Source organism: Meiothermus cerbereus (genome assembly GCF_051297115.1).
GTDB lineage: Bacteria > Deinococcota > Deinococci > Deinococcales > Thermaceae > Meiothermus > Meiothermus cerbereus_A.
The window spans coordinates 1-21,116 of the sequence record NZ_JBEVAL010000047.1 but is presented as its reverse complement, the minus strand read 5'-3'; the positions used below and the strand labels follow the sequence as shown (position 1 = coordinate 21,116).

General features: G+C 63.1%; 9 protein-coding genes. 5 read left to right on the top strand and 4 right to left on the bottom strand.

The genetic code is table 11. The annotated features are described in order from the left end of the window. The first annotated feature begins 192 nt into the window (after window positions 1-192). Complete coding sequence (gene hflX, locus ABWU19_RS10290; protein ID WP_435901607.1) at window positions 193-1,878, top strand: GTPase HflX; 1,686 nt, start codon at window positions 193-195, stop codon at window positions 1,876-1,878. Window positions 1,879-2,120: 242 nt separating this feature from the next. Here the strand turns inward: hflX and ABWU19_RS10285 are convergent, their stop codons facing one another. Continuing rightward, window positions 2,121-2,387, bottom strand: a complete 267-nt coding sequence (locus ABWU19_RS10285; RefSeq protein WP_435901606.1) for an acylphosphatase — start codon at window positions 2,385-2,387, stop codon at window positions 2,121-2,123. 121 nt (window positions 2,388-2,508) lie between these two features. On the opposite strand from ABWU19_RS10285, the gene ABWU19_RS10280 reads away from it, so the two are divergent. The 4 genes from ABWU19_RS10280 to ABWU19_RS10265 all read left to right on the top strand — a co-directional run bounded on the left by ABWU19_RS10280 (window position 2,509) and on the right by ABWU19_RS10265 (window position 17,817). After that, a complete protein-coding gene (locus tag ABWU19_RS10280) occupies window positions 2,509-10,938 on the top strand; it encodes a translocation/assembly module TamB domain-containing protein (RefSeq protein ID WP_435901605.1) in 8,430 nt (2,809 codons plus the stop codon). Window positions 10,939-11,102: 164 nt separating this feature from the next. Beyond that, window positions 11,103-13,679, top strand: coding sequence for a BamA/OMP85 family outer membrane protein (locus tag ABWU19_RS10275; RefSeq protein ID WP_435901604.1), 2,577 nt, complete (start codon window positions 11,103-11,105; stop codon window positions 13,677-13,679). A 324-nt stretch (window positions 13,680-14,003) separates the two neighbouring features. Next, on the top strand, window positions 14,004-14,468 hold the full coding sequence (locus ABWU19_RS10270) for a hypothetical protein (RefSeq protein WP_435901603.1): 465 nt from the start codon (window positions 14,004-14,006) through the stop codon (window positions 14,466-14,468). A gap of 301 nt (window positions 14,469-14,769) precedes the next feature. Further along, window positions 14,770-17,817, top strand: a complete 3,048-nt coding sequence (locus tag ABWU19_RS10265) for an AAA family ATPase (protein ID WP_435901602.1) — start codon at window positions 14,770-14,772, stop codon at window positions 17,815-17,817. A 136-nt stretch (window positions 17,818-17,953) separates the two neighbouring features. Here the strand turns inward: ABWU19_RS10265 and ABWU19_RS10260 are convergent, their stop codons facing one another. The 3 genes from ABWU19_RS10260 to ABWU19_RS10250 are packed head-to-tail and all read right to left on the bottom strand — an operon-like array spanning window position 17,954 to window position 21,056. Further along, window positions 17,954-19,231 (bottom strand): tail fiber domain-containing protein, encoded by a 1,278-nt coding sequence (locus ABWU19_RS10260; protein ID WP_435901601.1) that lies wholly within the window; start codon window positions 19,229-19,231, stop codon window positions 17,954-17,956. A gap of 12 nt (window positions 19,232-19,243) precedes the next feature. Next, entirely contained in the window at window positions 19,244-19,369 is a 126-nt protein-coding gene (locus tag ABWU19_RS10255; protein WP_435901600.1) for a hypothetical protein, read from the bottom strand. 10 nt (window positions 19,370-19,379) lie between these two features. After that, the gene (locus ABWU19_RS10250) at window positions 19,380-21,056 is read right to left on the bottom strand and encodes a S8 family serine peptidase (RefSeq protein WP_435901599.1); all 1,677 of its coding nucleotides are present in this window, start codon (window positions 21,054-21,056) and stop codon (window positions 19,380-19,382) included. Between the last annotated feature and the right edge of the window lie 60 nt (window positions 21,057-21,116).

Sequence of the window (21,116 nt, the reverse complement as noted above, 5' to 3'; positions counted from 1 at the left end):
AGGAATGGGGCTGGGTATGGGTTTGTTCGGGTTCATGCTGTATATGATAAGAGCCTGGCCTTTACACATAATTCCTTACACGACCGAGCAGGTGCTATAATAATCCCAAGTTGAGACCTCGAGCTGCGCTCCCTGAAGCCCATAACGGTGGATGGAGCGCGTTTGTTTTTGCTCAGCTTAGGTGATTGATTAGTGGAGAAAATCTTTGGTCGCACCAACGGTTTGAAGCCTAGTGAAAAGAAGCGCCTGGCTAACCTTTATAACCGCCGTGTGGGAGCCAACCGCCTGCTTACTACCGAACTTGCCCGCACCCTGGCGGCTTTATCGGGGGAGTTGGGAAAGCCCATTAGCCTGCTTTTTGATAGAGGAGGGCGGGTCATTCGCGTGGCGGTAGGGGATGCCAAGGAACTGCCCGTACCTGAGTCGGCCCTGGTGGAAACCCGCTTGTCGGGGTATCGCGTTTTGCACACCCATCTGGGCCAGGGGGGGCTTTCCCGCCCCGACCTCTCGATGCTTTTTTTGCACCGCCTGGACGCGATGGGGGCCCTCGAGGTGGAGCAGGGTCATCCTGGCAAGCTGCACCTGGCCCAGCTATCACCCCCCAAAGCCGAGGAAGAAGACTGGCAGATCTTCCCCGCCAGGCCTTACCACGAGTACCTCGAGTGGGATCTGGCTGTGGCTGTAGCGGCCTTAGAAGAAGAGCTATCGCGCCAGGCCCGCGGCCTCGACCTGCGGGATGGTTCGGGCGAGCGGGCGGTGCTGGTGGGGGTAGACCAGGGCGAGGGGGTGCAGGCCGAGGTGGACCTGGCCGAACTGGCCGAACTGGCCCGCACCGCCGGGGCGGTGGTGGCCCACCAGGAACTGGTCTTCCGCCCCAGCCTCGACCCCCGCTATGCGGTGGGGCGCGGTAAGGTGGAGGAGCTGGTCTCCCACGCCTACCACCAGAACGCGGGCACCCTGATTTTTGGCATCGATTTGAGCGCAGCCCAGGCCCGCGAGCTTGAAACCATTACCGGACTCAAAATTCTCGACCGCACCCAGCTAATACTGGACATCTTCGCCCAGCATGCCCGCACCCCCGAGGCCAAGGTGCAGGTCGAGCTGGCCCAGCTCAAATACCTCCTGCCCCGCTTGGTGGGCAAGGGCAAGGAATTGTCGCGCCTGGGGGGCGGTATCGGCACCAGGGGGCCAGGCGAGACCAAGCTCGAGGTGGATCGCCGCCGTCTGCAAGACCGCATCGCCGAGCTAACCCGCAAGCTGCGCGAAATTGCCGGTCGCCGACAGGAAACCCGCCGTCAGCGGGATAAATCGGGCCTGCCAATAGTGGGGGTGGTGGGCTATACCAATGCCGGCAAGACCACCCTGATGCACGCCCTGGCCAAAAAAGGCGACGAGGGCGAGAACAAACTGTTTGCTACGCTGCGCCCGCTCACCCGCCGGGGCTTTTTGCCGGGCATAGGCGAGGTGCTCTTTACCGATACGGTGGGCTTTATTCGCCACATGCCGGGCGACCTGGTGGAGGCCTTCCGCTCGACGCTGGAAGAGCTGCGCGATGCCGATGTGCTCCTGCACGTGCTGGATGCCTCACAGGAAGGGGCTTTGGAACGCTATGAGGTGGTCGAAGACCTGCTGGCCGAGCTTGGCGTTGAGTCCCGGCGCCTGCTGGTGCTCTCCAAGGCCGATGCCGCCGATGGGTACGACCTCGAGTTTCTCAAAGAACGTCTGGGAGGCCTGCCCGTGGCGGCGGCGAAGGGGATGGGCTTACACGAGCTCAAGCAGTGGGTGGCCGAGGCCCTGCTGGCCCAGGGGGTACGACCGGCAGCCTGGGCTTACGCTCCTCCGGAACCTAAAGTGGCAGTAGCTGCCTCAACCGATTGAGGGAGTGGTATGAACCTCGCCTGAATCGTTGTGTTAGGAAGAGGTCGGAGCGCCATCGTTTTTCGGGCTGTTGCTACCCGCGCTTCAGGCGGGGGCCCCAGAAAAAAACAAATCAAAGACATTTCTGATGGGTTGCGCCTGGGTGGATTGGCAAAACCCCGCGGAATGAGTCTATGCGTACCTGGCGCAATTCCTAAAGCGATCTTTCGGAACAGCATCTTGCATTTCAACTCTGGAGAAACTTAGTAGGTCTGAAACCCCTTGAGGCCGGTGGCCTCGCTCCACTGCACGTCCAGGTGCTCTACCTTAGCCCCCCTGGGCCCCTGGCGCAGGTGATGAATCAGGTGCTCGAGTTCGGCTCTTTCGCCCTCGGCCACCACCTCTACCCGTCCATCGGAAAGGTTTTCGGCGTAACCCGACAGCCCCAGCTCAAAGGCTTTCTTGCGGGTGAAGTAGCGGTAGCCTACCCCTTGCACATGCCCACTGACCAATACCGTAATACGCAGCACGTCCTCAATCTACAACGTTTTGCACTGAGACCAGAATAGCGAGCCGACCAGCCCGGATGGATTGGCTCCCGATGGGTATTTTTCCTAGATTCCCCTCAGAGTTCTGGGCTAGACTGAAGGTGTGCGGTTTTGGCGCTGGATTCCGGTAATTCTGCTCCTCCTTTTGGTGGGGCTCCCAGCATTTCCCCCGCTGATTAACTATGCCCTGCGAGAAGGGCTCAAGGCCGCCGGCTTTACCGGACAGTGGCAGGGGGTGGGGGGCTACCTGCTGGGGGGCCTCGAGCTGCGGGGGGTTGAACTGCAAGGCAACGGGGTGCGGCTCGAGGCCCAGCGCTTGCGCATTGGCTATAACCTGTTAAGCTTGCAGCGCCGCGAGCTACCGCTGCGGATTATCGCCGAAGAGGGCGATGTTTTTTTGAGTTGGGACGGGATCATTCCCGAGAATCGTCAACCGGGGGCGCCAGCTGCGATATCGCTGCGGGTAGACGAACTGGTGCTGAATCGCGTAAGCGTTCAGATTGAACAGAGCCAGAAGTTTTTTTTGCCCACCCTGCGGGCTGTTGTGCGGGGCCGTGACCCCTATCAGGTTGCGCTAGCGCTTCCCGATGGGAGGCTCTGGGCTACGGTTCAGCGCACCGGGCGCGAGTTTGAGGCCTGGCAGATTGAGGCCAGAGGCGAACTGCGGGCGGCCCGCTACTGGTTTGAAGGCTTTGAGTCGGGGGATCTCGAGGGCTCCTGGACCATCGGCCCCAGGGTGAAGAACGGCATCCTGGGCAAAAACCAGGTCAAAAACGCCACCGTCAGAATTGTGGGCTTTACCCTTACCGACATTTTTGGTGCGGTGGACTTCGACGGAGAGGTCGTAACCGCCAACCTGGTCGGGCGGGGCCTGGATGGCCCCCTGAAGGGCTCGGCTACGGTGGATCTGCCCAACCAGGAGTACCGCTTCCGGGTCGAGGGCAACCCCACCCTGCCCGCCCTGGCGCAGAACTTTGGCCTGCGCCTGCCGGTGAGCGGGGGTGGGCCGCTGCTGCTCGAGGGCCGGGGCTGGCAGAACCTGATCCTGAGCGGGCGCTACAGCGGCGAGGGCCGCTTGCTGGGCGAACCCCTGACCTATGAGGGGACGCTGGCCTTCGACAAAAAGTTTCGGCTCGATACCGTGGTGGACGGGGCTTTGTTCGACCGCACCTTTCAGGCCACGCTGTCCCTGCGAAACACCGACGAGTACACGCTGCGCCTGCGCGACTCGTTTCAGAGCAGCCTGCGCCTGGTGGGCAAAGGCCCCAATACCCAGGCCGAGGGCACCCTGGTCTGGCCCCGGCCCCTACTGGGGGAGGCCGCGCTTCGCTTTTCCAGCACCGGGCCGCGCTGGAGCCTGGGGGTGCGGTCAGAAAACGTTGGTCTGCCTTTGGCCAGGCCCTTTAGCCTATCGGGCTCTTTACAGGGCCAGGGGGCTATGGTTCAGGGCCGCCTGGGGGCGCTGGACCTGAGCGGAACCTGGGACGACCTACAGATGCGGCTATCGGGCCTCGAGCTGCTGGTGGGCCAGCTTAGCGGCCAGGCCCGCTTGAAGGCGGGGCGCTTGAGCGGCGACCTTGACTACGACTCACCCTACGCCCGCTTTCCCATTGCAGTAGAGCAGGATGGCCCCACCTGGCGGCTGGGCAACCGCTGGGCCAGCAGCGTGTACCGCAATGGGGTGTTCACCCTGGGCGTGCGCGGGCTGCCCCTGCAAATGCTGGAAGCTTTCCAGCTCTCGGGCGATGTGCGCTACGAACAGGGCCAGCTCTCGGGGGGCTGGGACCTGCAAAGTGAGCGGGTGCGGGTGAAGGGCGAGCTTTACGACCTGGCCACCCGCTACCAGGGTGAGGTGCGTACCCCGCTGCGGGTGCTGCCCCTCAGCGGAACCGCCGACAGCACCGGGCTCAAGGCCCGGCTCGAGACCCTTAGTATCACCGCAGATGGAACCAGCGGGCTCTTGCTCAAAGGGCCGCTCGAGCTGGGGCAGCAGATACGCCTGGAGGCCAACCTGGGTCTGCGGGGCGCGCAATATACGGGCCAGGTGCGCTTTGATACCCCCTGGCTCTGGGGCACGGTGGAGGGGCGTGGGGCTGCGCTGTGGGCGACGGCCAGTGGTTATGCCCAGCTTTCCGGCCCGGTCTGGCCCAGTACAGCCCTCAAAGGGCGCCTGACCCTGCCGCTGGCGGGGTTTGTGGATGTACCATCGGTGCCGCTGGAGGTAAGCCGCACTGAGGCCCGCTGGCCGGGTGGACGGGTGGAGCTGAAGGCCGGTTTTCCTTTTGAGGGCACGCTTCCGCTTGTGGTCAACCGGGAGCCCGGGAGTGTGCGGGCCAGGGGGAACCTCGAGCGCGGCAGCCTGGAACTGCGTACCCCCTATGGAACCGTGAACGGCGAAGGTGCCTGGCGCAACCTGTCGGTAAGGGGCAGCCTGAGCTACGCCGGGTATAGGGGCCAGCTCTCAGGCCAGGCCGATCTGTTCGGGCTGGCCTACCAGGGGCGGCTGGTGCTGCCGGAGCTGGAAGGGGGGCTCGAGTTCAAGGGCCGCGGCACCACCCTGAGCTATTCGGGGCTCTTTCAGAATGGCCGCCTGACCCTGGTGGGGGATTATCGGCTGGTGGCCGGGAAGCCGCTGGAGGGTTTGCGCCTGCGGGCCATTGCAACCGGCTACGATCTAAGCCGCTGGGGGGTGCCGGGAAGCCTGAAGGGCAGCTGGTCGGAGCGCGGGGGGCGCCTGAGCCTGGAGACCCCCTACGGACAGGCCCAGATGAGTGGCTATGGTCTGCTGGGGCCGGTTAACTTCGAAGCCCAGAGCCCCTATGGCACGGTGCGCGGCGTGGTCGGCACCGAGTCTATCGCCCTGCGGGGCAGCCTGCACCTGCCCTATCTGAGCGGGACGATAGATGTGTTGGGGCCGTGGAACAACCTCGAGGCCCGGGGCCAGGGGCGCTACAGCCTGCCCTACCTCGAGCCCGAGCCCTGGCGGCTGAGCGCGGATGTGCTCGAGCAGACCTGGAAGCTAGAGGGGCCGCTGGCGCTAAAGGGCAAGGGGTTGGCCTACCAGGGCAGCCTCAGCTGGCCTTACCAGTTGCTGGGGCGGGCTGGGGTCTTGCAGGGCAGCCTGGAGGGAAAAGCACTGGCCCTACAGGGCAGCCTTCGCACTTCCTACGCCGGCCTTCCCTTGACTGCCACCCTGGAGGCCGAGGGCGCCGACTTGTCGCGTTTGCGGGCCAGCCTGACCCTGCCCGAGGGGCGGGTGCAGCTGGTGCGCCAGCAGGCCGTGTTTGACCTCGAGACCGCCCATCTGGCCCGCATCTGGGGGGCCGATGTGCAGGGGCGCCTGCATGGCCGCCTGGATCTCTCGGGCCTGTTGTCCTCGGGCCCGGTGCCCGATGGTGAGGCGACGGGGCTGCTCTGGGTGTACGGTCAGCAGCTCGAGCTGGGCTACAAAAACCGCTCCCTTTCGGCCTTTTTGCCGGATCACCAGGTTGGGGCAGTGCTGGAACTCGAGCCGGGCCGCGACCCCAGGCTGATCGGAACGGGCGACCTCGAGGGCCTGCTCGGCCTGGGTGAGCAGCTCGAGGGCCGTCTCTCCTACCGGGGGCCAGGGCTCGATCTGGAGGCGCAGATTGCGGGGTCGCGCCTGCGTCCGGAATTCTTGCTGGAGGCCCAGTCCCAAGCCTTCAGGGTGCAGGCCCAGGGCAGCTATGCCCTACCGCAGAACCGGGGGCTGGCCCAGCTTCAGCTAACGAGCGCGTATGCCCAGGCCAATCTGGAACTCTCCAATGCAGGAAGCCGTTACCAGGCCAATGGGCAGGTCACCAGCCTGCAATACCTGAAGCAAAGCGGCCCGCTGCGCGTGAGCGGCGAGGGGGCCCGCTGGACGCTGGCCTGGGCGGCCCCCATGCGGGTGGAAGCCCAGGGCCAGGCCGCCAGCCTGGAAAGCCTGCGCCTGGCGGGGCAGGGGAGCCTCGAGCTGGGCCAGCGCCGCTTGGCCCTTTTGGGCAACCTGGCCCTGGTGGGCGAGACTTTTAGCGGGCAGATGCAGGCCCGGGGTGAGCAGATTGCCCTGGAGCTGCGGGGTGAAGGGGCCAGTCTGGTGGCGCGCGGCACCGCCTACGAGGCCGATGTGGAAGCCCGCACCAACCGCCGAGGCGACCTGGGTGGACAGGTGAGATACACCCGCACCCTGGGGGCCAGCACCCTGCGGGCCCTAGGCAGCCTGGGAGGGACCCTGTTCAGGCCAGAGTTGCTGGGTGAGGGTAGCCTGGCCGGACGGGGGGCTCTGGTGTCCTTGCGTTTTGGCTATGGTCTGGCTTCGCCCTGGGGTGCACAGGCTTCTGGTCAAAATGGGCAGCCCACCGGCTTTTTGCAAGCGCTCTGGGCGCAAGCCGAAGGAGCGGGGCTCTCGGCCCGCCTGGCCCAGGGCGTGCTGAAGCTCAGCATGGACAGTGACCTCGAGCCCTTTGTGGGCCTGCCCCTCCACCTCCAGACCCAGGGTGAAGGGCCCTGGGAGTCCCTGCGTCTGCCGCTGGTGGTCAGGGGGCCGAACCTCGAGGCTACCGGCATGGCCTTCCCGGCCCAGTTACAGGCCCAAATCCAGGGTCGCTACGAAGCACAACGGTTTGACCTGGCATATGACCGTCTGCTGCAACTACGCTTAGATGGCCCCTACGCCCGCGGCACGGCCCGCTGGGTAAACAACGTGCCCAGCGGACTGCTACAGCTTGACCTTCCGCTGCCGGGTGGGCGGCTGATGGGGCAGGCCCACCTGGATGCCGGGCGGGTAGAACTGAATGGTCGCGAGGGCTGGCGGGGCAAGCTGCGCGCTCAGCTGCGCGAGGGATGGAGCCAGCCAACCCACTGGCAGCTCGAGGCCGACTTAGAAGGCCCCATCCCCAGCCAGAACACCGATTTGAAGCTACAGGGGGATTTTGAGCTAGACGCGGCTCCGCTGGCCTTGCGGGGTAGTGGACAGGTGCAGGTGCCGGAGTGGGGGGCGGTGCAGCTTAGCGCTCAGGGTAGCGAGATAGACCTGCGCGGCCTGGCCGAGCTGGCCCCGCTAAGCGGGCGCTTGCGGCTCAACCCCCTGCAGGTCAACTGGTCGTATGTGGGCGCGCTGCCCCGTGGGCTGGGCCAGCTCGAGGCCCGGGGCACCTATCCGGGCCGCTGGGTTAGTGGCAAATACCAGATTGCGGGCCAGAGCACAAACCTCGAGGGCCAGGATACCCGCTTGCGCGTCGAGGCACCGGGTTTAGAGGCCACCCTCAGCCCAGACCAGCTCGAGGCCCGTTTGCAGGATTACAACCTAAGCGGCCTTCGCCTGAGCGGGCGGGTGGCGGGGCCCTGGAATGGGCTCAAGGCGGTTTTGGACTGGGAGGCCTTTGGCCGCAAAGGGGCACTGCAGGCCACCTGGCAGCAAGGCCAGATGCAGGCCAGCCTGAGCGGCGATGTGGACGGCTCGCTGCGCTACGCCGAGGCCTGGTCGGGACGGCTGCGTTTCCGTGAAGGGAGCCTCGAGTTTTCGGGAAGGGGAGTCCCGCTTGTGGAGGGGGAGGTACTGGGTCTGGGGCTTCGCCTGCGCTACCCTATGTTGCAGGTGGCCCCCAACCGCGAGGGCCTCAACAGCCTGGGTCTGGCCAGTACCCAGGCCAGGCGCCTGGACGATGCCAGCAAAGCTGCAACCTTGCGGGCCAGCAGCTTGATGATAAACCTCGCCGAGCGCAGCGCTTCGGGAGAACTGGTTCTGCAAAACCTCGAGGTTCGGGGCCAGGGGCCTGTGCTCGAGGCGGTCTACCCCTTTGCGGGGGGCCGTTTGGTGGCGGAATTGGACTTACAGACCCTGGCCGTGCGTCTGGCCGCACCGGAGCTGGGCACAGGGGTGCTGCAGTTCAAAGAGGGCCAGCTGGGTGGCGCGCTCAACCTCACCGCCTATGGGCTGGGGGTGGCCCTGGAAGGGGCGGGCGCAAAAGCCCGCCTGCGCATCACCCATCCCGAGACCCCCTGGCTTCCCTGGAAAAACGGTGTTCTGGCCGGACAGATCGGACTCGACGGGCGCTGGCAGCTGACTTATCGGGATACCGAACAAAAGCAGCTGCTCGAGGCCGAAGGACGCCTGCTCGAGGCCGCCATCACCGCCAAAGGGCCCTGGATTGAAGGGCAGCTAAAATACCTTGAAGCGGGAAACTGGCAGGGGGGCTTGCGGCTCGACCTACCGCTCGAGCCGCTCTCCAGCCGCCTGCGGCTTTTGCTGGAAGGCAAACAAACCCTGAGTGCCGCAGGTACCCTGAGCGGCGATGTGGGCAACCTCGAGGTGCAGGGGGAGCTGAACCGGGATGGGCTCTGGGCCCGTGCAGGCTTCAAAGACCTGGCCCTTGATGAAGTCCCGCAAATTGCCAGCCGCCTGCCTTTCCTGGCCGGGCGGGCCAGCGGGTCGCTGGACTATAGCCAGGGGCAGCTCGAGTTCAACTTGAGCAGCCCGGGCCTGCGGGTCAAGGGTGACGACCTGGCCCTGACCACCCGTGCCCGGGGCACTTACACCAATGGTTTGCTGCAGGCCGAAATTAGCTTTGAGAGACCCGGCCAGTTAAACGGATTGCGTGAAAACGGCAGCCTGGGTTTCAACCGCACCACGGCCAGCATTCGCCTGGAAAATGGCATCCTGAGCGGGGATGCTGTAGCGGCTTCCTTTCCTTTGCACTGGCTTTTCTCCACCTGGGCGGGCGATCTGGCTGGGCAGGCCTTCTGGACAGGTCGAACCACCTTTAGCTACAACACCCGCAACCCCTGGGCATCCAAAGGCATCTGGGTAGGGGAGTATCTGCGCTTCCAGGGCGGGGGCGATACCTTGGTGGGCACAGCCGCATTGCGTTTCGAGCAAGAGCGGTTATATATAGACCAGCTGGGTTTGACGGGCAAGGGCACCTGGACGGGCTCTGGGTACTACGGGCGGCGGGGCAGCAACCTGCGTCTTAGCCTGGAGAACACCAGCTTTACACCGGTGTTACAGGTTATACCCAACCTTAAGCCCCTGGCTCCCGAGGGCAGTGGCACCCTGCGCCTGGCTTCCAATGGGGAGTCATTTGACCTTACGCTGGAAAATTTCGCTTTCAAGCTGGGCCCGGTGCGGGCCGAAACCCCCCGTGCGGTGCTGCGGGTAGGCAATACAACCAGTGCCGAAGGGAACATCAAACTTACCGCACCCTACCCAGCCGAGGCCCAGCTTTCTGGTGAAGGCGACCTTAGCAACTTTACGGTGCGGGCCAGGGGTTCGGCCAACCTGCCCCTTTTGAGCCCCAATGAACCATTTGACCTGAGCTTCAACTACCCCACCTACACCGTGGACGCCAGGCTGCAAAAGCAGGATGCCCGCCTGTACGGAACCTTATTCCCCCAGCTCATCCTAACCCTGCAGGGCCTGGTGCCGGTCAGTTATCCACAGTATTTCTTGCTCGAGGGCCTGCTGGAAACCAACCTCATTTTGCGCTACCAGCGGGGGTCTTACATTGTTCAGGGGGCAGCCAACGTGATGCGCGCTCGGCTGGGTTTTCCCGAGGGGCAGCGCGAACTGACCATCACTGCGCCGCCCGATCCTGGAACCCCCCGCTCGGCCAACGTGGTGCCAGTGGAGTTTGCCAACATTCAACTCAAAGCCGATCGCGGCATCTTAATCCAGGAATCGCTGGCCCAGGGTGAGCTGGCGGGCGAGATTTTCCTTAGTGACGATTTTACCAACCCCTTCCTCTCAGGGGAGGTGGTGCCGCTCAGGGGCAGCTTCAAGCTATGGGATCGCGACTTTACCATAAGGGATCGTTCACCGGACGAACGCAGCTATGCGCGCTTCAGCCCGGCGGCGGGCATCCTGCCCGATTTGCAAATTGTGGCCGATACACAGGTGCTGGATCGGGGTCAGGACAACCGTCGCATTCAGATTAACCTTACCCTTAAAGGAGAGTTCGTGCGGCAGAACGGGCGCATCAAGGTCAACCTCAGCCCTACCTTTGTGGCCCGCCATAACAACGAGATCGCCCGCAAAAGCGATGGCCAGCCTTACTCCGATGCCGAAATTTATGCCCTGCTGCTGCTGGGCCGCTCCGACCTGTCGGCCCTGCCAGCCGATATCGCCCAGACCGGTCTTCAGGCGGCGATACAGAACTTTATTGTGGGGCAGCTCGAGCGAGAGCTAGCCAAGGCGCTGGGGCTGGATCAGGTGCGCGTGGAAATCCCAGCCCTCAATGGTGGAACCATCGAAGAGACCCGCTTCACCATCGGGCGCTACCTTTCCCCCGAGCTGTTCTTTGCCTACTCGGTAGACCTGCGGGGCTACCAGACCGTTTTTGCTGAATACCTGCGGGGTGATTATCGCTTGCGCATCAGTACCGAAGTCTTTCCCCAGCCAAGGCCGGAAATCTCCTTTGGCTGGACCATTCGCCCCATCGGGGCCGACCTAACAATTGACCTGGCTACCGGCATCGGCGATGCCTTCCGCAGCGATGGGATTAAGTTCGGCATTGGCTTTACCTTCCGTTACTAGGTATGATCCCCACCCGAAGTTTTCTGTTTAGTGCAGAAAACCGGCTGGATGTACGGGCGCCTGGCGCTGCTTCAGGTGGGCTCGAGGTATTGCCACCCCAAATCTTTGCTTCCCACAGAAGCGCTCTCACTCACACTTCACGCGCCGCGCATATTGTTGGCAGCATGAAGCGATTGTTGACCTTGATGGTGCTGCTGGGTGCAGCTTTGGCGGCCCCCATTCAGGAGGTGGAGGTGCGGGGTACCGACGCTGTGTTGGCGGCTTTGGTACGCATTTCGCTACCTTTTGGGGTAGGCGATGAACCCGGCGACCTCGAGCAGGCTAGAGCAGCGGTGCTGAATACTGGCTACTTTCGTGATGCCAGAGTCCGCCTGGACGGCAGCAAGCTGGTGGTAGAGGTAACTACCAACCCCACCATTAGCAAAGTCGCGACCTCGGCCAGGGCTTTCCCCGAGGCCAACGTGCTGCGCTACCTGGAAACCGAGCAAGCCATTGGGGTGGGCTCGGTCTTCAACCCCAAGAAGGCCACCGAGGCCGCTTTGGCCCTGGCGCGCATTTACCGCAACGAGGGGTTTCCTTTTGAACCCAGGGTGATACCCGAGACCAAGGATGTAGCGGGCGGGGTGGAGCTTTTCTTCAATATCGAGGAGAGCCCTGAGCTCAAGTCGGTGGAGGTGGGGGCAGCGACCTATGTTCCCAAGGAACGCCTCGAGCCCCTTTTCCAGCCGGTAATCGAGAATGGACGTTTTTCCTTCGAGCGCTTTCGTGATGCGGTGGGCCGCACTGCAGATGTCTACGCTTCGGCAGGCTTCAGGGGCAGTGGGGTAGACCTTACCCGTACCAGCCTGGTGGATGGGGTGCTGAAGGTGGCCTTTAGTGAGCTGAAAATTGTCGAGATTAGCGCTCGAGGGGTGGACATCAGCGCCCTGGGACTCAAGGTGGGCGATCCCTTTAACCTCGACCAGATTCTGGACGGGGTTAACGCCTTATCGCGCAGCATCAGCCGGGTGGTTGATTTCAGGCCCGAACGGGTCAGCCAGGAAGGGGTACGCCTGGTTTTTCAAGCGGGCGAGCAGCGCTTTGGCGCAATTCGCCAGGTGCGTATAGAAGGCAACACTGCGATTGCAAGTGACAAGCTACTGGCAAAACTACGGCTCAAACCGGGCGATGAATACAACCCCGCCCTAGCCAACGAGGATTTTGCCCGAATTTTGCGCGAGTACCGCGATGCTGGCTACGACCTGGTAGCACAGCCCGATATTACCTTCCGCGACGGGGTCTATGTGCAGCGGATTCGTGAGCTTCGAATTGCCGGATACCGCATCGACCCGCCCCTGAGCCGTACCGACCCCAGTGTGTTTTTGCGCGAGATGCCACCGGTTGGCAGCTTGTTTTCGATTGGTGCTTTGCGACAGGGTATTACCAATATCCTGCGCACGGGTCTCTTGCGTGAGCCGCCCGGTGTGCGACCCCTGCAGGGCGAAAAGCCGGAAGACATAATCATTGCCTTGAGTTTCCGCGAAGCCCAGACCGGTAGTTTCATTCCAGGAATCTCCTGGAGCAGCCTGACCGGCTGGGAGGGCAACATTAGCATCAGCGACACCAACCTGTGGGGACTGGCCCACCAGTACAGCGTAACCCTGGGCATCAACCCCAACGATGCGGGTCAGCTCATAAGTTTCAATGCCTCGTACCGGATTCCCTGGGTTTACATCGACTTCGCCGACTTTAAGCAGGTGCGCACCTCCTTTGGGATAAGTGTCTACAGCCAGCCCCAGGCCAACATCAATTTTCCCCTCGAGCAGCTTTACAACGGCAACACCCCCGATCTGAACGGAGATGGGGTTATCGATGATAAGGACCGGACGTCGTTGTGGCAGTACACCGAGCGCAAGACCGGCATCAACTTCACCATCTCGCGCCCCCTGAGCAGCGACCTGCCCAACCTTCGGATTTCGGCTGGGCTGGGCTGGGAGTGGAACATTCCAGTGTTGGAAGTTAACGATGCCAACCGGCCCCGGTGCCTGGTCAAAGTGCCCGACTCGAGCAACAAGGCCAACCCGCCGGTGGCCGAGGATACCGCGTGCAGCGATGCCTTGTTGCAGGATGCCCAAAGCAAATTCGAGCAGAACGTGCGGGAGTTCCAGGCCCTGACCCTTACACTTGGGACAACCTACACCACACTTAATAACCCCAACTTCCCCACCCAGGGCTTCGCGCTCAACCTCAGCACCGGCTACGGCATAACCTTCCCCAAAGGCAGCAATGCCACGCAGTATGTGCCGGTGGTGGTAACGGGCAGAACCTACTTCCAGCTAGATGAGGCTGCTCGCCAGGCGCTGGGCCTGCGCCTCTCCTTTGGCACCATCCTGGGCACAGCCCAGGACAGCCAAAAGTTTAGCCTGGGCGGTAATAGCACCGACATCACCACTTTGCGCGGCTACGACCCCCGCTTCCTCGATAAGGGAACCACCGTTTTGAATGGTTCCATCGAGTACGGCTATGACTTTGGCCTAAGCCCAACCGGTGGAACCAACCTCTACGGGTTTGTGTTCGCCGATTTTGGCCGTCTCTGGCCCGCCTCGGGAGACCTGGACGCCTTCTTTTTGGGGGCTGGCCTCGGTATGCAGGTTAACCTCGACCTGCTGGGAGCAATCCTGCCGCCCATTCGCCTGGATTACGGTTTCAGCCAGCGCAACCCCACGGGTCGTTTTGCATTGCGTCTGGGCCTGGGGTTCTAAGCTGAACCCCGCCGGAAGTGTTCTGTTTAGCTCAGGCATCCCCTGGAGGTGCGAGCTCTTCCTACCGGTGCTTCAAGTGGAGACCCAGGCATACAGAACCAGCCGAGGATTTTTATCGCACTCTGCGCAGACGTGGCCTCCCGGATGGGAGGCCACTGTGCTGTGTGGGACGCAGCAATAAGGTTGGTGAGGGGTTCAAGACTATGAAGAGCGCTCTAAGGTGTTTGAACGCTGCACGACGGTGGTTTAGTAAAAGTGGTGCAGAACCGCTGGCGTGCTGGTGTCTGCGATCTGGGGCGAACTTGGGCATTATCATGGAGGGCGATGAACACGACGACCCGACGTGTGGCCCTCGAGGACAGCCCCGAATCCTTCTGGGAACGCTTTTCGAATTACGCCCAAAGCTGGCCTGTAAGCCCTGAACCACTGGGAAGCCCCATGCTCGAGGTGCTGACCCCCTGGGGCCCCCTGTTTGTTTTTGACCGAGCCCTGACACCCTTTTCGGGTGAAGAAACCCCCCTGATTTTTCATGGGCAGGTTGAGCGGTGGGAGGAAGCCACAGAGGCCCCAACCATCGAGCATCTGAGCGGTGGGCGCTACCTGGTGAGGGGACGGGTAGGCGATGTGCTTGATGCCCAGTATTTTGTACTACAGGTGGGGCGCCCTGACGATGAAAAATATCTGCAAATGATTCTGGCTGCCCCAAGCCCTCCAGGCCCAGGAACCCCGGTTCAGGCTTATTTAGCCCCTCCACTAATGGCGTTTCGACCGGATGCCAATTCGCGTTAGCTAAAAGGCTTTGCTGAGGCACAGGGGGAGCTCTCAATGCGCAACGTTTTTGATGTTTGGCTTGGAAATCCCTGTGGCAGGGGCTATACTTGGGCATGCTGAGCAGCCTGTACTAGGAAGGCGAGCTACCTGGCCTTGTATACTTTTTATACCGTTTGGCGCATCCAGATATTTGTAGCAGTGGTTTTACCCTATGATTTGCCCCCGTTGTGGTTACACCAATGCTGCTGGTGAGGAGACCTGTGTTCGCTGCGGAAACACCTTGCTGCCGGGGGGGACTTTTGTTCAGGAACGCCGTTGGGTGAGTGCGGTATTTTTCGACCTCTCGAGGTTTACCGAGTATGCGCTGGCACACCCGCTGGAGGATACCTGGGAGGCTGCCAACACGGCCTTGCAGGCGGCGGCCAACCATGTTCGGCTTTATGGTGGTCACATAGATAAGTTTTTTGGCGACGGTTTTCTGGCTGTGTTTGGCGTTCCGCGCAGCCAGGAGTCGGATGCGCGGGCGGCACTCGAGGCTGCCCAGGCCATGGTGGCCTCGAGTACCCTACCAGGAAGAGCGGGGGTGGCCAGTGGTCTGGTCTTGCGGACCCCGCTGGGTGGGGGATTGGCCGGCGACCAGACCGTGCTGGGGCCAGCCATCAACCTCTCGCAGCGCCTGTCCCAGGCGGCCCCACCAGGCGAGGTATGGTGTGATGCAACCACCATGCGCCTCGTTCCAAACGCAATCACCGAGGCCCTTGCTCCCCAACCCCTCAAAGGTTACGCCGAGCCCTTGGCGCCATACCGGTTTTTGGGACTGCGCCACGACCCCCCGGAGGTGCTGGGCCGGGAGCAGGAGGCCCAGGTGCTGCGTCGCACGCTGGAGGCGGTTCGCGCTGGGGCAGGCCGCAGGGTGGTGCTGTATGGGCCTATGGGGGTGGGCAAGTCGCACCTGGCCCGACACCTGGTCGAAACCCTTCCCGAGGGGGTGCGCGGCCTGATTGCTCCACGCCTGACGGCTGGGGTGGCCCTGCGCTATGCCCTGCGACAGGCGTTGCAAAAGTTGTTGCCAGATGGGCTTTCGCAACTCCGGCAGCTAGAGCTGCCGGAGCATCTGCGTACCATTCTGGATTACAGCATTGGCATTGAAGAGCATCCTGGCCTGCCCTCGGACGAACTCGATCGCCTGCTAATAGAGACCTGGTGGACGCTATTGGCCCAAATTGCTCAGCACAGCCCGCTGGTGGTGGTGCTGGAAGATATGCACAATGCCGACCCGACGGTGCTGGAGTTCACCCGCCGTCCCGCCCCGCCGGGGGTTATGCTGCTTTTGGTTGCGCGGCAAAACCGCTGGGAGGCAGCCGACGACCTGGAACCCCTTTTGCTCAAGCCCCTTTCGCTCGAGGATGCCCAACGTCTGATTTTGCGGGCCCGACCCGACCTGGGCCCGGCCACCAGCCTTCACCTGGCCGAGGCCAGCGGGGGATATCCCCTGGCGGTGCAGGCCCTGAGCCTGACCCCAAACGGTGAGCCTGAGCCTATCCCGCTGTACCAGCCCAGGGTGGACAGCCTGCCCCGGCTGGCTCGAGTGGCCCTGCAGGCCGCGGCGGTTTTGGGTTCTACCGTCCCGCCCGAGCTGGTCAGGCACCTGGTAGGGGAGGAGGCCGACCTGACCCGGCTGGTGGGGGAGGGCTACCTCGAGGCCGACGACCGGGGGCAGCTGCGCTTTGCGATACCCTGGTTGCGCGAGGCGATTCTGGGTCAGGTTGGCGGACAGCAGGTGCAGAACTGGCACCAGCAGGCGGCCCGCTGGTATCAGCACCAAGGGCGTCTGGCCGAGGCTGCCACCCACCTCGAGGAGGCTGGCGATATAACTACGGCCTACCGCATGTGGCGGGTGGTTGCGCAACAGGCCTGGACTGAGGAACGCTACTCAGGGGCCATTCTGGGCTACCTTGAGGCCCTGCGCCTGGCCGAGGGCACTGTGCGCTGGCAGGCTGCGCTCGAGGCTGCCGAGGCCCACCTGGCCCTGGGCCGCTATGCAGAAGCCCTCGAGCTGGCCAGCCTGCCCATGGAAGCCCGAGAACTGCCGCCGGTTTTGCACCAGCGGGCCTGGGCTATTCGACTTGAGGCCAGCCTGGCGCTGGGGCGGCTCGACCTGGTGGAGATCCGCACTGGCGATCTGTCCCGGCGGGGGACTGCTCCCCAGATGGAGCTTCCCCGGCCCGCTGAAATTGTTGAACCCCGCCTGGCCCTCGCGCTGGCCCGCACCCTCCCGATGGAGGAGGCGGACAGACTGCTGCAAGGGCTTCCGGCTTACCTCGAGGGTGCTACCCGGCTGATTCGTGCACGCGGCTTGTTGCGTCTGGGGCAGCTTAAGCCAGCCCAGGAGCTGTGTGAAGCGTACCTCAGGGAGTATGCCCCTCGTCCTGCCGAAAACTTTGAGGCCCGGCTGCTCCTTTCCGAGGCACTTTGGCGGCAGTTTAGGTTGCTCGAGGCCATCAATGCCCTGGGTGAGCCGCCGGGCGAGGTCTTGCCCACCTGGTTTAGCTGCCTGTACAGTGGTCATCTGGCCGCCTTGCAGCTCGACTCTGGTCAGGTAGAGGAGGCAAGGGCCCTGCTGGAAGAGGGCCTGTTGTTGCTCGAGGGTGCGCCCCAATGGGTTGTTGAGCGGGTGAGCCGTGTTCGCCTGCGCTACTTGATTGAGTCGGGTCAGCTCGACGATGCGCTTTACTTTGGTGAGTCGGCTGTTGTGCATGCGCCTTCGCCACAACTCCTGGCCCTGCTGGCCCTGGCCTATGCCCTGGCCCCAGGGCAGCACAACAACCAGATGCTTCAGCGGCTGCTCAAGGGGCTTCAGGGGCAGCCGCATTTAGAGGTACAGGCGGCCTGTGAGCTGGCAATGGGAATCAACAAATGGTATCAGGCACGAAGCGGGGCAGCCCACATACGAAACGCAGTGTTGCTGGCACAGCGGGGGCATAATCCAACCCTTTACTTTTACGCGCTGTTGGCCCTTGGTTTCATCCAGCAAGCCCACAACCCCAAGAAGGCCATGGCCATCGCGCATTACCTGGTGCAGCAAACGGCAACCTCCGGTTTCGGAGTGCAGCACAGCTATGCCCGCCTACTTCAGGCCCAGCTTTTGCTGGCCTCGGGGCATGACCCCACCGGCCTTTCGGAGGTCGAGGCCAGAACCCCGCCGGCCCACCTCTGGAAAACCCTGCTGCACGGGGCGGCTCAAGGTGAAAAACCCCGCTTGAGGGCCTATAGTTTTCGTGGGTACGGAATTCTGGGTGTTCTGGCGCGCTGGTTTTGCCAGAAGTTTGATATGCATCTGGCACTACGTCCAGAGCGGCTCGAGTGAACGGGTTGGGTTCATATGAACCCCGCCTGAATCGTTTCGCTAAGGGAAGGCGAGCGCAAGATGAGCTCTATAGTCCCTTACCGCCCGCGCTTCAGGCGGGGGCCCCAGAAAAACAACGAATCAAAAGGACTTCTTATCAGTTCTTGATCCGGGCCTTTAGCGCTGCGACCTCGGCTTGCAGCGAGTGCAGGGCGGCGAGCTGGGCCTCGAGCTGGTGCACCCTGGCCTCCAACCGCTGGTTCTTCTGGTACAGGCCCTGGATGGCGGCCAGCGCCACCCCTTGGGCGTCGGTGTTGTTGATGGTCTTGTCGCTGTCGCCGAGCCCGAAGGCGGCCCGGAAGTCCTGGGCGGTCGGCCCCATCTGCCGGGTCTTCGAGCCATTCATGGTCCAGGTGGTGACGGGCATTCTAGCGACGGCCTCTAAAACCTTCGCCGTGTCCACCGCCCGGAAGTCCTCCTTGAGGTTCTCGTCGGAGGAGCAGGTCCAGCCGGTGGTGCCCGCCTTGAACGAGCAGACCGCGGTGCCCGCCTCGAAGTAGGCCGCGAAGCCGCTTCCATTGACCCCGACGATGCCGGCGTGGGAGGGGCTAAAGGATCGACCCACTATCGCGTCATTTGAGGTGCTCTGGCCATATACGCCAAACGCGTTACCTGCGCAGCCGCCGACTCCGTAGGTGCCTGGGCAGGATGAACTGGCCAGCGTTCCCACCACCCCCCGAGAGTTGCTATTTCCGCGAATCCCAATACCGTTGGTGCTAAACCCATATATGGCTGTGGCATCAGTAGCCTGACCCATAATGGCCGCATTTGAGAAAGTGTTCTGTTGAACTCCCAGGTCAACCCGCAACCCCAATCCGGTTGCATCGTTATTCTTCATCACATATGCAATCGAAGGGGTAGAGCCGCTGAGGACAAGCGGTGAGGCAATCTTGTTCCCCGCCACGGCTCCGTCGGCAATCTTGTCGGTAGTAACCGAAGAGCTGGCCAGCTTTGCGCTCGAGACCGTACCGTTTGCCATCTTTGCGTCGGTCACCGCTCCATCCGACAGATTGCCGGTTCCGATGCCCCCTTGCTTAACCGAGAAGGTGGTGCCCGAGAGCTGGAGGCTGGTGCCGTCGGCGCTGTAGGTGGTGCCGGGGCTGCCCACGATGTCGTCGGCCCAGGCCAGGTTGCCCCCCTGGAGCTTCAAGACCTTGCCGTCGGCGGCAGTGCCCGCCACGGCGAGGCGCGAGACCCCAATTGGAGCCTCCAGCGCCGCCACTGCAGCTTTGAGCGTCGAGAAATTGGCGTTCACCTCCGAGCTGCGGATGGGGTCGCCCGCCTTGAAGGTCAGCAGGTCGCCCACCCCCAGCCCGAACAGCCCGCCCGCCACCACCGCGCCCAGAACGAAGTATTTGGTGCGATTCTTGCGCATGCGCGTCCTCCCTTACTGCCAGTTCGACTGATCCCACTTGCCGCCGTCCCAGGTAGCCCCTTCGGGGCTGGGGCTCGGGCCGCCACACGCCGCTAGCAACAGCAAAAGCAGCGCGGCCAGATAGCGAATCCTTTTCACGGGTTCCTCCTTAGCAGATGCGGGTAACCCGGATCACGATGAAGTCCGAGCCCTCGTTGTTCTGCGGGTCGCGGGCCTTCAGCCGCAGCCGTAGGGTGTCGCTCACCTCGCAGCTGCTGTAGTTGATGCTGTTAGAAGGCTTCCAGTTGCCGCTGGCGTCGGGGGTGACCGGGTAGAGGTTGGAGCCGGTGCCGGTGCTGGGGTTGTAGCCGGTGAGCACGTCCCAGGAGAGCGTCACTGCCCCGCCCTCGGGGTCGCTGGCGGTTCCGGCGAGCCTGACCACCGTGTCCGGACCGATGCTGATGCCGTTTTGCGGACTGGTAAGGTTCACCACCGGCGGCAGGTTGCTGGGCGGGTCGATCACGGTCACGCTGACGGTGGCGCTGGCGCTGCCCCCGTGCGAGTCGGTGCCGGTGAGGGTGAGGGTGCGCGGGCCGTTGGAGGGGAAGCTGGCCGCCACGTCGCAGCCGGTCTTGGGGAAGGCGTCGCCCCCGACGCTGCTGGTCCAGCTCAGCTTGTCGCAGGCGAGCTGGAAGTTGGGTTCGTTGGGGTCGAAGCTGACCCCGCGCAGGGTGTAGCTCACCCCGCGGAAGAGCTGCTGGCTGCCGAAAGGCGAGTTAATGGCCACGGTGGGGGCGGTGTTCACCACGTTGACCGTGCGGCTGGCGGTGGAGCTGGCCCCGCCGCTGTCGGTGGCAGTGGCGGTAATGGTGCGGAGGCCGAGGGTGGCAGGGTTGTAGCTTACGCTGCGCCCGCTGCCCAGGCTGCCCTCGAGGCTGGAGGTCCAGGTGACGGTGCAGCAGGGGAAGGGATCCTCGAAGTCGGTGACAGTGGCCTCGAGCGTCGCCCCCTGCCCAATCTGGATTGTGCTTCCGGTGGTGATCTGGATGGTGGGGGGAATGTTGCCCAGTACCCGGCGTACCGCCGCCAGGGCGTTGACATACTTCTTCACCCTGGGATCAGGGCTGAAGTGGGCAGTTTCCTTGAGGATGTTCTCGACTTCGCTTGCGCTCAGGGAGGGCTTGGCCGCCCAGATCAGGGCCGCCACCCCTGCGGCGAACGGGGCGGAAAAGCTGGTACCGCTGATACGTCGGGCGTGGTTGGCGGGGTTGGTGGGGTCGGGGCCGACCCAAAGGGTGTAAGGCGCAAAGATCTCCACATCGCCGTCATCATCGCCGCCGTCATCGGAGCTGAAGTTGGAGCCCGAGGCCCGGTTTTTGGAGTTTACCGCCAGCCCACCCACACAGATCACCCCGCCGCTCTCGCAAGGCACGTGCCAGGTCTCCTCCCAGCAGACAATAAAGCAGTCCTCGGCCTCGACGTTCTTGCCATCGTTGCCCGCCGAGGCGAAGATTAGTGCCCCACTGAACCGGATGGCCCGGGTGGCTACTTCCAGCGGTATCGCGCTCCAGGCCAGCGCCGCCGGAATGGGCACACTGTAGCTCATGTTGATGATTTTGGCCCCGGCGATGCGGGCCATAGACAGGGCGGTGATGGCGCTGAAGTGGTCGTAGGAGGTGTAGACCAGCACCAGGTCGGCCACCGGCCCCGCCGAGCCCGCCGCGCCGTGGTTGTTATCGGGCACCCCTGCCGCCGCGTGGGCCACAGCCGTGCCGTGCCAGGGACAGTCGTTGCCACCCGAGCAAGAAAGAAGGTTTTCGCTGCCGATGGCCGATTTGAGGGGCACGTCAGGCTTTTATCATATACATCCACTAAGCCAGCGATAGAGGGGCATGGGATTGGTGGA

Excerpts from the sequence above, each read along its gene's own strand:
- ABWU19_RS10270 (WP_435901603.1), top strand. The coding sequence starts at position 14,004 with ATGAACACGACGACCCGACGTGTGGCCCTCGAGGACAGCCCCGAATCC.
- ABWU19_RS10260 (WP_435901601.1), bottom strand. The coding sequence starts at position 19,231 with ATGCGCAAGAATCGCACCAAATACTTCGTTCTGGGCGCGGTGGTGGCG.
- ABWU19_RS10275 (WP_435901604.1), top strand. The coding sequence starts at position 11,103 with ATGAAGCGATTGTTGACCTTGATGGTGCTGCTGGGTGCAGCTTTGGCG.